Source organism: Mycobacterium sp., assembly GCF_052145595.1.
GTDB lineage: Bacteria > Actinomycetota > Actinomycetes > Mycobacteriales > Mycobacteriaceae > Mycobacterium.
On the sequence record NZ_JBKQOI010000254.1, the window covers coordinates 42,621 to 55,982 of the forward strand.

A 13,362-nucleotide genomic window follows, 5' to 3' on the forward strand; every position below is an offset into this window, starting at 1 on the left:
CGACCACATGCTCAACCCAGCAGGGCCAACCCCGCCGCGCCGGCGGTGGCCAGGCACATCGACGGACCGTGCGGCACCGTACGCACCCCACGCAACATCCCACCGACACCCCACAGCGCCGTCAGCAGCGGCGCGGCCAGCGCCGCCAGAAACCACACCCCGACGCCGAAACAGCCGGCCAACCCGCCCAGACCGATCGCCAGCTTGACGTCGCCGGCTCCCATCGCCGCCGGCGCCACCAGGTGCACCAGCACATAGATCCCGGCCAACGCCGCCGCCCCGGCCAACGCGGGCAGCCCGCGGCCGGCCCAGCCGGCGGCCAGCAGAATCACGCCGGCCCCGGGCAGCGTCAGCACATTCGGTAGCCGGCGTTCCCGGATGTCATAACAGCTCAACACCGCCAGCCAGCCGAGCACCAGGGCGGCCGCACAGGCCCGCATGGGGCAAGACGCTAACGCAGATCCTCCAGGGCGCAAGCCATCGCCTCGCGCGGCGCGGGCAGCCCGGTGAACTGCTCGACCTGCGCAAACGCCTGGTGCAGCAGCATCTGCAAGCCGCCGATCACCCGACCGCCCGCGGCGACCACCGCGGCGGCCAGCGGCGTGGGCCACGGATCGTAGACGGCATCCAGCAACACCGGGATCGCGGCGAACGTGCCGGCATACCGCGCGGCGACGTCCGCCGGGATGGTGCTGACCAGCACCTCCGCGGCTGCTACCTGCTCGGCAAGCTCCCCGCTGTCCAGACCGCAGAACCGCGTCGCCATGCCGATCCGCTCGCCGAGGTCCACCAGCCGGGTCGCCTTCTCCTGATTGCGTGCCACGACGGTGATGCCGGTGACGCCGAGTTCGGCCAGCCCCACGACGGCCGCCGGCGCCGTGCCGCCCGATCCACACACCAGCGCCCATCCAGATACCGACCCGGTCAGCGACCCCAGCGCGCCCGCCACGCCGTCGATGTCGGTGTTGTCGGCCCGCCAGCCGGCCGCGGCGCGGACCAGGGTGTTGGCCGATCCGACCAGGCCGGCGCGTCCGGTGTGCTCGTCGGCGAACCGCAACGCGGCGAACTTGCCCGGCTTGGTCACCGACACGCCGACCCACTCGGGCCCGAACCCGGCGACCAGGCCCGGCAGCTCCTCGGCGCCGCACTCGATGCGCTCATAGGTCCAGTCGTGCAGGCCCAGCGCGCGGTAGGCGGCAAGGTGCAGTTGCGGGGACCGCGAGTGCGCGATCGGCGAGCCGAGCACCCCGGCTTTTCGGGGCGCCTTTCTAGCGCGCGCTGTCGAGGACACCGTTGCGCTTAGCCAGCTCGATATTGGCCAAATGCTGCTGATAATCCTTGGTGAACAACGTCGTCCCCTGGGCATCGATGGTGACGAAGTACAGCCAGTCACCCGGCTGGGGATGCTCCGCGGCGCGCAGCGCGTCGACGCCCGGCGAACAGATCGCCGTGGCCGGCAGTCCTTGGGACACATAGGTATTCCACGGCGTCCGTTGAGCGCGGTCGGCGTCGCTGGTGGCCACCTCGCGGCGGTCCAGCGGATAGTTCACGGTCGAGTCGAATTCCAGCGTGTGGTGATCGTGCAGCCGGTTGTAGATCACCTGCGCCACCTTCGAGAAGTCCTGCGAATTGGCTTCCTGCTGCACCAGCGACGCCACCACCAGGATGTCGTAGGGAGACAGGTTCATGGTCTGGGCAGAGTCCACCAAACCGGACTTCATGTACTCCACGGCGCCCGCGCTGATCATGCTGGCGAGGATGCTTTCGGCCGGGGCCGCGGGATCCACATTGAATGTCCCCGGTGCGATGAGGCCCTCGATCCGGCGATGGTCTTTGCCTAGCTCGGAGACCGGCTCAGCGGCCCACGGCGGCACCGCCAACGCTGCGGGAGTGCTGTTGGTCGCCGCAGCACGCAGGTCGGCGGTCGACACACAACGCCGGTTTCCGTCGAGCTCGACGCAGGTGGCGCGGGAAATCAGCGAGAAGATGCCAGGATTCGCGACATTGGTCTTCATATCGGTGGTGTCGTCGAGCTGACGGCCTTCCGGGATCACCAGCTTGCCCACCCGGTTGTCCGGATCCGCCAGCCGCGCGACGGCGTTAACCGCCGGGATCTCGGTGCGCATCCGGTAGTAGCCCGGCTGAATCGACGAAATCGCGCTGTTGCCGTGCGACGCGTTGACGAACGCCCGGACCGTGGCCACCACGCCCTGGTTTTGTAGCGTCTCCCCGACCGCGGTGGTCGAGTCACCGTCCTGTACGTGGATCACGATGTCGCGCTTACCGCTACCGGTGTAGTCGTCACCGGAGCCGAACACCGTGTGCCACAGCTTGGTGCCGACGAAGACGGCTGCAACCACCACCACGACGATCAACCCGAGCGCGATCCTGCCCGCGAAGCGCCTACGGCGCCGCCCGCGTTCGGCCCGATTGCGGGCGACGCGGCTCATCCTGCGACAGGGCGGACCGACCGCCTCGGGCTCGGCCCGTTGCCGCCGCGCGCTGTCAACCATTGGTGACTCCTCGCGTCGCGGCAGCGCGGCGTTGATCGAGCCAGCTCTGCAGGATCGCGACGGCGGCCGCCTGGTCGATCACCGCCCGCTGCTCCTTGGCGCGGACACCCGCCGCGCGTAGTGACCGCTCGGCGCTGACGGTGGTAAGCCGCTCGTCGGCGAGCCGCACCGGTGTGGGGGGGATTCGATGTGCCAGCACTTCGGCTAGTTTGCTGGCCAGCTCCATCGCGTCGACCGCGGAAGGGCCGATGCGGTCGGCCAGGGTCCGCGGCAGGCCAACTATCACCTCAACCGCCTGCAGCTCGGCAACCAGCTCGGCCAGCCGGCGCACGTGCTTGCCGGAACGGTCGCGGCGCACCGTCTCCACCGGGGTGGCCAGGATGCCGTCGGGGTCGCTGGCGGCCACGCCGATGCGCACACTTCCCACGTCGACGCCAAGCCGTCGTCCCGGGCCGGGGTCCTGGTTAGGGTCGCCGGGCCGGTCGGGCAGGCGGTGCTGTGCGGAATCCACTCAACCGACCCGCGCTATCACGGCGCGTACGGCATCGAGCGCCGCGTCGATTCCGGTCGGATCCTTTCCTGAGCCCTGCGCCAGGTCGGCCTTGCCGCCGCCGCGGCCGTCAACGGCCATGGCGAGCTGTTTGATCAGGTCGTTGGCGCGGAGCCCGAGATCTTGGGCGGCCGCATTGACGGTGACCACATACGGCACGGTGTGGCCCTCACCCTCTGCGATCAGCGCCACCACCGCGGGATCGCTGCCCAGCTTGCCCCGGATGTCGCCGACCAGGGATCGCAGGTCGGCTGCCGTCATCCCACCCGACATCCGCTGCGCCACCACACGGACGTTACCGATCCGCTCCGCCCCGGTCGCGGCATTGGTCGCCGCGGCGCGCGCGCTCGCCAGCCGGGCCCGTTCGAGTTCTTTCTCGGCGGCCTTGAGCCGGTCCACCAGGTTGGCCACCCGGGCCGGCACCTCTTCGGACGGCACTTTCAGCGACGACGCCAGCCCGGCCATCAGCGCACGCTCCTTGGCCAGGTGGCGGAAGGAGTCCAGCCCGACGTAGGCCTCCACCCGGCGGATCCCGGAGCCGATCGATGATTCGCCCAGGATCGTCACCGGACCGATCTGCGCCGAGTTGTGCACGTGCGTTCCACCGCAAAGCTCCAGCGAAAATGGTCCGCCGATCTCCACGACCCGCACCTCGTCGGGATAGGCCTCGCCGAAGAGCGCCATCGCTCCCATCGCCTTGGCCTTCTCCAGTTGCTCGGTGAACGTGTGCACCTCGAAGTCGGCTTGCACGGCTTGGTTGGTCACCTCTTCGATTTGGGTGCGCTGCTCTTCGGATAGCGCGCCCTGCCAGTTGAAGTCGAAGCGCAAGTAGCCCGGCCGGTTCAGCGATCCCGCCTGGACGGCGTTGGGCCCCAGCACTTGTCGCAGCGCGGCGTGCACCATGTGAGTGCCCGAGTGCCCCTGGGTGGCGCCCCGGCGCCAGCCCGGGTCCACCGCCGCGATGACGGTGTCGCCCTCGACGAATTCCCCGGACTCGACGTTAACCCGGTGCACCCAAAGGGTTTTGGCAATCTTCTGGACATCGGTGACGGCCGCGCGGGCGCTCTCGCCGGCCCCGGTTCCGCTGATGGTGCCCTCGTCGGCGATCTGCCCGCCCGACTCGGCGTAGAGCGGAGTGCGGTCCAGCACGAGTTCGACCCGGTCGGCCCCTTCGGTACCGTGTGCTACCACCGGAACCCGTTTGCCGTCGACGAAGATGCCTAAAATTCTTGCCTCGGAGGCTAACTCGTCGAACCCGGTGAATTCGGTGGGTCCGGCGTCGACCAGCTCACGGTACGCGGACAGGTCCGCATGCGCGTGTTTGCGCGCGGCGGCATCGGCCTTGGCCCGCCTGCGTTGTTCGGCCATCAGTTCGCGGAAGCCGATTTCGTCGACCTGCAGGCCGGCCTCGGCGGCCATCTCGAACGTGAGCTCGATCGGGAACCCGTAGGTGTCGTGCAGGGTGAAGGCGTCCGAACCCGAAACCACTGCGGCACCCGCCGCTTTGGTGGCGCCGGCGACCTCTTCGAACAGTTTCGAGCCCGACGCCAGTGTGCGGTTGAACGCGGTCTCCTCGGCGACGGCGATGCGCCTGATCCGGTCGAAATCGGCGACGAGTTCGGGATACGACGGACCCATCGCGTCCCGCACGGTGGCCATCAGGTCGCCGACGATCGGGTCCTCGATGCCCAGTAGCTTGGCCGAGCGGATCACCCGGCGCAGCAGCCGGCGCAGCACGTAGCCGCGTCCGTCGTTGCCGGGACTGACGCCGTCACCGATCAGGATCGCCGCGGTGCGACTGTGGTCGGCGATGATCCGGTAGCGCACGTCGTCCTCGTGGTTGCCGACGTCATAGGGACGCGGGGCGACAGCGGCCACTTTGTCTATGACCGGCCTCAGCAGGTCGGTTTCGTAGACGTTGTGGACGCCCTGCAACACGAACGCAACCCGCTCGACGCCCATGCCGGTGTCGATGTTCTTGCGCGGCAACGGCCCGAGGATCTCGAAATCGGTCTTGGTGGCGCCTTCGCCGCGTTCGCTTTGCATGAACACCAGGTTCCACAGCTCGACATAGCGGTCCTCGTTGGCTATCGGGCCGCCGCTCACGCCGAATTCTTCGCCGCGGTCGTAGTAGATCTCCGATGAGGGACCGCATGGGCCCGGAATGCCCATCGACCAGAAGTTGTCTTCCATGCCGCGGCGCTGGATCCGCTCGGGCGGCAGCCCGGCGATCTCCTGCCACAGCTTGAACGCCTCGTCGTCATCGAAATAAACTGTGGCCCAGAGCCTTTCCGGGTCCAGTGCGTATCCCCCGTCGGCGATGCTGTTGGTCAGCAGAGACCAGGCCAGTTCGATGGCGCCGCGCTTGAAGTAGTCGCCGAACGAAAAGTTGCCGGCCATCTGAAAGAACGTGTTGTGCCGGGTGGTGATGCCCACCTCGTCGATATCGGGCGTGCGGATGCATTTTTGGATGCTGGTGGCGGTCTGGTAGGGCGGCGTGCGCTGCCCGAGGAAGTACGGCACGAACTGGACCATGCCGGCGTTGACGAACAGCAGGTTGGGGTCGTCGAGGATCACCGACGCGCTCGGCACCTCGGTGTGGCCCGCCTTCACGAAATGATCGAGGAATCTCTTCCTGATCTCGTGTGTCTGCACTCTCCGCTTCGTCCTTTTCCTTCGGCTTCCTTCGACTTCCTGTGACGTCTATTCCCAGCCTATTAGCCGGGCTATGGGTGCCGTCCGTTGCCGGGGGCTAACCCTGCAAAAAGCTCAACCGCACCGACCGCCGGGGGTTGTCCCGGTTGAGGTCGACCAGCACGATGCTTTGCCAGGTGCCCAGCTGGGGGTCGCCACTGGCGACCGGCACCGTCACCGACGGCGAGACGATGGCCGGCAACACGTGGTCGGCGCCGTGGCCCGACGAGCCGTGCGCGTGCCGGTAGCGGTCGTCTCGCGGCAGCAGCCGTTCCAGCGTGTCGACCAGGTCGTCGTCGGAGCCGGCACCCGTTTCGATGATCGCCACCCCGGCCGTCGCGTGCGGGACGAACACGTTGCACAGGCCGTCGCCGCAGCTGAAGCAGAACCTGCGGACCGCATCGGTGAGGTCAACGATGCGGTGATGGGCGGTGTTCACCTCCAACAGATCCGTATGCACCCGGTCAAGCCTACGGCGCGGTGACCGCGACTGCCCAAGACCGGCCATTCGTTTGTGAGCGCGGCCACACCCGCAAAAGTCATTGCGGGCGGTTGCCGGTAGGAGGAAGGTATCTGGTGGGACCGGTGGCGCCACCGGGGCGCTGTCCCGACACACGAGGGGTCAACCGTGTACGCACGCTCTACCACCATCCAGGCGCAACCCCTGTCGGTCGACATCGGAATTGCGCACGTCCGCGATGTCGTCATGCCCGCCCTGCAGGAGATGAACGGGTATGTCGGGGTGTCGCTGTTGGTCGACCGCCAGTCCGGCAGATGCATCGCCACCAGCGCCTGGCAGACCATGGAAGCGATGCGGGCCGGCGCCCAGCGGGTGGCGCCCATCCGCGACCGCGCCGCGTTGATGTTCGACGGCAGCGCGGAGGTCGAAGAATGGGACATCGCGTTGCTGCACCGCGACCACCACTCGCGCGAAGGGGCGTGCGTGCGGGCCACCTGGCTCAAGGTGGTGCCGGACCAGCTCAGCCGATCCCTGGACTTCTACCGCGTTTCGGTGCTTCCGGAATTGGAGAACCTCGACGGGTTCTGCAGCGCCAGCCTGATGGTCGACCACCCGGCATGCCGGCGGGCGGTGTCCTGCTCGACGTTCGACAGCATGGACGCGATGGCCCGAAACCGCGACCGCGCCACCGAGCTGCGCAGCAGGCGGGTCCGGGACCTGGGCGCCGAGGTTGTCGACGTGGCCGAGTTCGAGCTGGCGATCGCCCACTTGAGAGTGCCCGAACTGGTCTGAGCCCCGGTTCCCGGCTTAGGGCAGCGCGTCCCCGGGAAATCCGCGGCAGGCGTGCACCTCGTAGCTGAAGACCCCCGCCGCCACCCCGGGGTCGTCACCCATGATCGCGGTGGTGTCGTCGACCGTCGCCGCGAACACGCCGATGCCGCAGACGTCGGAACCGTCGGTTACCGGCAGGACCACCGCAAGCACACCGTCGTCGCGCAGCCCGAAGTTGCGCCGACCGTGCTCCCAGACGATGCCCGGCGTCGTCTCGTCACCGAACTTCGGGCCCTTCCTGAGGATCACGACGCTGTAGGGCCTGGCGCTGGGCAGCAGCCGGCCCATCTCCTCGTCGGTGAAGGTTTTCATGTCCGTCCCTTCCTGCGGATGATTGCCCGCAGCCGGTCCAGCCGGCCGGCCATCTCACGTTCACCGCCGCGACCGGTGGGCCGATAGTAGTCCACGTCCGCCAGCTCGTCCGGCGGATATTGTTGGGCGACAACGCCATCGGGGTCGTCGTGCGAATACTTGTAGCCCTGCGCGTTGCCCAACGCCGCCGCACCGGAGTAGTGCCCGTCGCGCAAATGGGCCGGCACCAGGCCGGCCTTGCCCGCCCTGATGTCGTCCATCGCGGCCGCCAGCGCGGTGGTGACCGCGTTCGACTTCGGCGCGGTGGCCAGGTGGATGGTGGCGTGCGCCAGCGTCAGCTGGGCCTCGGGCATCCCGATCAGCTGCACGGTTTGGGCGGCGGCGACCGCGGTCTGCAGCGCCGTCGGGTCGGCCATGCCGATGTCCTCGCTGGCCAGGATCATCAGGCGACGGGCGATGAACCGTGGATCCTCCCCGGCGACGAGCATGCGGGCCAGGTAGTGCAGCGCGGCGTCGACGTCGGAGCCGCGCACCGACTTGATGAACGCGCTGATCACGTCGTAGTGCTGGTCGCCGTCGCGGTCGTAGCGCACCGCGGCCTTGTCCAGGGACTGCTCGACGGTTTCGACGGTGACCACCTCGCCGGCCGACTGGGCAGCCTCGGCTGCGACTTCCAACGCGGTCAGCGCGCGCCGGGCGTCGCCGGCCGCCAATCGCACCAGCAGGTCTACGGCTTCGGGCTGCACGCCGACCCGCCCGCCCAGGCCGCGGGGATCGTCGATCGCACGCTGCAGCACGGTGCGGACGTCGTCGGACGCCAGCGGCCGCAGCTGCAGGATCAACGATCGCGACAGCAGCGGCGCCACGACAGAGAAAGAGGGATTTTCTGTGCTAGCCGCCACCAGCAACACCACCCGGTTCTCCACGGCGGACAGCAGGGCGTCCTGCTGGGTCTTGGAGAAGCGGTGCACTTCGTCGATGAACAGCACCGTCTGCTCGCCCCTGAGGAGTGCGTTTCGGGCGTTATCTATGACGGCCCGAACGTCCTTGACACCGGCCGACAGCGCCGACAGCGCCTCGAACCGGCGACCGGTCGCCTGTGAGATAAGCGCAGCCAGCGTCGTCTTACCACTCCCCGGCGGGCCGTAGAGGATGACCGACGCCACGCCCGAGCCCTCGACCAGGCGGCGCAGCGGCGATCCGGGTGCCAGCAGGTGGTCCTGCCCGACCACCTCGTCCAGCGATGCCGGACGCATCCGGACCGCCAGCGGTGCACCGCCCGACACGCCCAGGTCGTGGTTGGTTGTCTGCGGTGCGCCGGGGAGGTCAAATAGACCGTCGGACACGGCTTTAGGCATACCACGTTCGAGCGACAAGGTGCGTCGGCCGGATCCAGCCGCTAACAATCCACGCGCTCAGGCCACATATTTGCTAAGTTCCGATTTGCCAAGTTCCGTGCGCGTGCCCACAGAGTCAATTCGACAGCTAGGACGGACATGAGCCAGCCCCCCGAGTATCCAGGCACCCCGGCCGACCCCCATCGGGGAAACCAGAACCCTCCGGGCTACCCACCACCGCCTGGTTATGGCGCACCGCCCCCGCCGCCTCCCCCGCCCCCGGGTTACGGCCCACCGCCCGGCGGCTACCCCCCTCCTGGTCCTCCCGGACCACCCCCCGGACCGCCCCCCGGCGGCCCGTTCGGTTACGGCGCCCTACCTCCCCCGCCGCCCGGTCCCCCCGCTGGCTATGGCGCACCCCCGGCCGGCTACCCGCCGCAGCCCGGTTACGGAGTCGCCCCGGGTGGCCAGCCGGGCCAGCCTTTCAGCGTGGGTGAGGCCTTCAGCTGGGCCTGGAACAAGTTCACCCAGAACGCCGTACCCCTGGTCGTTGCCGTCCTGCTCTACGGGGTGCTGATGGGCCTCGCCTACGGTGTGGCCGCGGTGGGCGGTGGCATGGGTTCGACCACCACGGCCAGCACAGACTCCGACGGCTTCAGCAGCACCACCACGAACATCAGTGCCGGCGGGTTGGCCATCATGATCGTTGGCTACGTACTCGCTTACGCGGTAGGAATATTCGCCCAGGCCGCGTTCCTGTCCGGATGTCTCGACATAGCCGACGGACGGCAGGTGACCATCGGCTCATTCTTCAGGCCACGCAACCTCGGCAAGGTGATCCTCGCCGCGGTGATAGTCGGCATCCTGACCGGGCTCGCCTCGGTCGTGTGCTTCATTCCCGGCCTCATCGTGGCCATCTTCGCCCAGTTCACGATCCCGTTCGTCATCGACCGCTCGCAATCGGCCATCGACGGGCTGAAGTCCAGCTTCTCGACCGTCTCATCGAACTTCGGCAACTCGTTACTGGCCTGGCTGGTAGAGGCGGCGGCGGTCCTCGTCGGCGCACTGGTCTGCGGGGTGGGCCTGCTCGTCGGGGCACCCGTTGCCGCACTCATCCTGACCTACGCCTACCGCAAGCTCTCCGGTGGCCAGGTCGTCCCGCTGCTGCAGCCGGGCTACCCACCGGGACCCCCACCCGGCATTCCGCCGGGGCCGCAGCCGGCCTAGTTTTTACCTGATTTTTTCAAAGCTTTTTCACGCGCCGGCCCTTGTCTGACTCGGTGCGCTGCGGGCTTGTGGCGCTTGTGATGAGATCAGCGGATGAGCATCAAAGTTGCACTGGAGCACCGCACCAGCTACACCTTTGACCGCCTGGTTCGGGTGTATCCGCACATCGTGCGGCTGCGCCCGGCGCCGCACTGCCGCACACCCATCGAGGCCTATTCCCTGCGCATCGAGCCCGGCGACCACTTCATCAACTGGCAACAGGATGTGGTGGGCAACTTCCTTGCCCGGCTGGTGTTTCCGAATCCCATGCGCCAACTGACCATCACCGTCGGGCTCATTGCCGACCTGAAGGTGATCAATCCGTTCGATTTCTTCATCGAGGACTGGGCGGAGACCTGGCTTTCGGCCGGGATGACCTACCCCAAGGAGCTCACCGACGACCTCAGGCCATACCTGCGGCCCGTCGACGAAGACGCCGAAGGATCGGGCCCCGGCGAGCTCGTGCAGGCGTGGTTGCACAACTTTTCGGTGCCGGACGGCACCCGCACCATCGACTTCCTGGTCGCACTCAACCGCGCGGTCAGCGCCGACGTCGCTTACAGCGTGCGGATGGAGCCCGGCGTCCAGACACCGGATTACACGCTGCGCACCGGCGTCGGCTCATGCCGGGACTCGGCGTGGCTGCTGGTGTCGATCATGCGCCAGTTGGGGCTGGCCGCCCGGTTCGTGTCGGGCTACCTGGTACAGCTGGCATCCGACGTCGAGGCGCTCGACGGGCCGTCGGGACCGGCCGCCGACTTCACCGACCTGCACGCATGGGCCGAGGTGTACATCCCCGGCGCGGGCTGGATCGGGCTGGACCCGACGTCCGGGCTGTTCGCCGGCGAGGGCCACATCCCGCTGGCGGCCACGCCGCACCCGGCGACCGCGGCACCCATCAGCGGCGGCACCGAACCCTGCGAATCGGAGCTGGAGTTCTCCAACACCGTCACCCGCGTCCACGAAGACCCGCGCGTCACGCTGCCCTACACCGACGAGGCGTGGCGCACGATCTGCGACGTCGGCCGGCGCCTCGACGAGCGACTGGCCGCCGCCGACGTCCGGCTGACCGTCGGCGGCGAGCCGACATTCGTGTCGGCAGACAACCAGGTCGACGAGGAGTGGACGACGGCCGCCGACGGCCCGCACAAGCGGCAGCGGGCATCCGATCTGGCCGCCCGCCTGAAGGCGTTGTGGGCCCCGCAGGGGCTGATCCAGCGCGGGCAAGGCAGATGGTATCCGGGAGAACCGTTGCCGCGCTGGCAGATTGCGCTCTACTGGCGTACCGACGGGCGAGCGCTGTGGACCGACGACACGCTGCTGGCCGACCCCTGGATCAACCGGCCGGCCCCGGTCGATGACGAGGCCGCCTACCAGGTGCTCGCCGGGGTTGCCGACAGTTTCGGGCTGCCGCTCTCGCAAGTGCGGCCGGCCTACGAGGACCCGCTGTCCCGGCTGGCGGCCAAGGTGCGGATGCCCGACGGCGACCCGGTGGAACCGAGCGACGACCTCGGCCCCGACGCCACCCCTAGTCGCGCCGCGCTGCTGGCGCGCCTCGACGAATCCACCACGGCCCCGGCCGCATTCGTGCTGCCGCTGCACCGCCGCGACGACGACCGCGGCTGGGCCAGCGCTAACTGGCGGCTGCGCCGCGGCCGCGTCGTGCTGCTCGAAGGGGATTCCCCGGCGGGTCTGCGCCTGCCGCTGGATTCGATCAGCTGGAAGCCGCCACGCGCGTCGTTCGACGTCGACCCCATGTCCGTGGATCACGGCCTACCGGCCGAGCCGGCTACCGGCGAGGCCGTGGTCGAGGACCCCGACGAGGCGCCGCCGACCGCGATGGTCGCCGAGGTTCGGGATGGGCTGCTGTACATCTTCATGCCGCCCACCGAAGCGGTCGAACACTTCATCGACCTCATCGCCCGAGTCGAGGCCGCGTCGGCCAAAGCCGACTACCCGGTCGTCATCGAGGGCTACGGCCCACCGCCGGACCCGAGGCTGACGTCGCTGACGATCACCCCGGACCCGGGTGTCATCGAGGTCAACGTGCCGCCCACCGCCACTTTCACCGAACAAACGCACCTCTTGGAGACCCTGTACGACCAGGCGCGGCTCGCTCGGTTATCAACGGAGTCGTTCGACGTCGACGGCAGTCACGGCGGCACCGGCGGTGGCAACCACATCACCCTGGGCGGCATCACGCCCGCGGACTCACCGCTGCTGCGCCGTCCCGACCTGCTGGTCTCGCTGCTGACCTACTGGCAGCGGCACCCGTCGTTGTCCTATCTGTTCGCCGGGCGATTCGTCGGCACCACGTCGCAGGCGCCACGGGTGGACGAGGGCCGCGCCGAGGCCCTGTACGAACTCGAGATCGCGTTCGCCGAGATCGCCCGGCTGGCTTCGTCTTCCAAGGTCGCGCCCCCACAGCCCTGGGTGACCGACCGCGCCCTGCGGCACCTGCTCACCGACATCACCGGCAACACCCATCGCGCCGAGTTCTGCATCGACAAGCTCTACAGCCCCGACAGCCCCCGGGGCAGGCTGGGCCTGCTGGAGCTGCGCGGCTTCGAGATGCCGCCGCATCTGCGCATGGCGATGGTGCAGTCGCTGCTGGTGAGCTCACTGGTCGCGTGGTTCTGGGACGAACCGCTACGCGCCCCGCTGATCCGCCACGGCGCCAACCTGCACGGGCGATACCTATTGCCGCACTACCTGATTCACGACATCGCCGACGTGGCCGCCGACCTGCGCGCGCACGGCATCGGTTTCGAGACCAGCTGGCTGGACCCGTTCACCGAATTCCGCTTCCCGCGCATCGGCACCGCGGTCTTCGACGGCGTGGAGATCGAGCTGCGCGGGGCGATCGAACCGTGGAACACCCTCGGCGAGGAGGCCACCGCGACCGGCACCGCCCGCTACGTCGACTCGTCGGTCGAGCGCATCCAGATCCGCATCATCGGCGCCGACCGCACCCGCTACGTGGTGACGGTCAACGGCTACCCGGTGCCGTTGCTGGCCACCGACAACCCGGACATCCATGTGGGTGGCGTGCGGTTCAGGGCCTGGCAGCCGCCCAGCGCGCTGCACCCGACCATCACCACCGACGTCCCGCTGCGGTTCGAGCTGATCGACCTCACCACCGCAACGTCGCGCGGCGGCTGCACCTATCACGTCTCGCACCCGGGCGGCATGGCCTACGAGGAGCCGCCCGTCAACGCGGTTGCGGCCGAATCGCGCCGCGCCCGCCGCTTCGAGGCCACCGGCTTCACCCCGGGCAAGCTCGACCTGTCTGACATCCGGGAGAAACAGGCCAGGATATTCACCGACATCGGCGCGCCAGGCATCCTCGACCTGCGACGCGTGCGTACCGTGCAGCAGTAATGGCGTCCCCAGAAGGCA

At 68.6% G+C, this 13,362-nt stretch carries 11 protein-coding genes; 3 read left to right on the forward strand and 8 right to left on the reverse strand.

Features of this window, described 5'->3' with window-relative positions:
• Positions 1 to 11: 11 nt before the first annotated feature.
• The 6 genes from ACLP4W_RS22255 to ACLP4W_RS22280 form a co-directional block, all read right to left on the reverse strand.
• On the reverse strand, positions 12 to 440 hold the full coding sequence (locus ACLP4W_RS22255) for a prepilin peptidase (RefSeq protein WP_442389584.1): 429 nt from the start codon (positions 438 to 440) through the stop codon (positions 12 to 14).
• An 11-nt stretch (positions 441 to 451) separates the two neighbouring features.
• Positions 452 to 1,291, reverse strand: coding sequence for a shikimate dehydrogenase (locus tag ACLP4W_RS22260; protein WP_442389585.1), 840 nt, complete (start codon positions 1,289 to 1,291; stop codon positions 452 to 454).
• On the reverse strand, positions 1,269 to 2,513 hold the full coding sequence (locus ACLP4W_RS22265; RefSeq protein ID WP_442389586.1) for an endolytic transglycosylase MltG: 1,245 nt from the start codon (positions 2,511 to 2,513) through the stop codon (positions 1,269 to 1,271). Before ACLP4W_RS22265 ends, ACLP4W_RS22260 begins: the two co-directional genes overlap by 23 nt.
• Positions 2,506 to 3,024, reverse strand: coding sequence for a Holliday junction resolvase RuvX (ruvX, locus tag ACLP4W_RS22270; RefSeq protein WP_442389587.1), 519 nt, complete (start codon positions 3,022 to 3,024; stop codon positions 2,506 to 2,508). The genes ACLP4W_RS22265 and ruvX overlap by 8 nt, the downstream gene beginning before the upstream one ends.
• Positions 3,025 to 5,718, reverse strand: coding sequence for an alanine--tRNA ligase (alaS, locus tag ACLP4W_RS22275; RefSeq protein ID WP_442389588.1), 2,694 nt, complete (start codon positions 5,716 to 5,718; stop codon positions 3,025 to 3,027).
• A 97-nt stretch (positions 5,719 to 5,815) separates the two neighbouring features.
• The gene (locus ACLP4W_RS22280) at positions 5,816 to 6,205 is read right to left on the reverse strand and encodes a secondary thiamine-phosphate synthase enzyme YjbQ (protein ID WP_442389610.1); all 390 of its coding nucleotides are present in this window, start codon (positions 6,203 to 6,205) and stop codon (positions 5,816 to 5,818) included.
• Between the two features lie 180 nt (positions 6,206 to 6,385).
• On the opposite strand from ACLP4W_RS22280, the gene ACLP4W_RS22285 reads away from it, so the two are divergent.
• Positions 6,386 to 7,009 carry a hypothetical protein gene (locus tag ACLP4W_RS22285; protein WP_442389589.1) on the forward strand — a complete coding sequence of 208 codons (624 nt, stop codon included), beginning with the start codon at positions 6,386 to 6,388 and terminating at the stop codon, positions 7,007 to 7,009.
• 15 nt (positions 7,010 to 7,024) lie between these two features.
• Here ACLP4W_RS22285 and ACLP4W_RS22290 read toward each other — a convergent pair whose 3' ends face one another.
• Positions 7,025 to 7,360, reverse strand: a complete 336-nt coding sequence (locus ACLP4W_RS22290; protein WP_442389590.1) for a hypothetical protein — start codon at positions 7,358 to 7,360, stop codon at positions 7,025 to 7,027.
• Positions 7,357 to 8,718, reverse strand: coding sequence for a replication-associated recombination protein A (locus ACLP4W_RS22295; RefSeq protein ID WP_442389591.1), 1,362 nt, complete (start codon positions 8,716 to 8,718; stop codon positions 7,357 to 7,359). Before ACLP4W_RS22295 ends, ACLP4W_RS22290 begins: the two co-directional genes overlap by 4 nt.
• A 138-nt stretch (positions 8,719 to 8,856) precedes the next feature.
• On the opposite strand from ACLP4W_RS22295, the gene ACLP4W_RS22300 reads away from it, so the two are divergent.
• Entirely contained in the window at positions 8,857 to 9,924 is a 1,068-nt protein-coding gene (locus ACLP4W_RS22300) for a hypothetical protein (RefSeq protein ID WP_442389592.1), read from the forward strand.
• Between the two features lie 93 nt (positions 9,925 to 10,017).
• Entirely contained in the window at positions 10,018 to 13,344 is a 3,327-nt protein-coding gene (locus ACLP4W_RS22305) for a transglutaminase family protein (protein WP_442389593.1), read from the forward strand.
• Positions 13,345 to 13,362 lie beyond the last annotated feature (18 nt).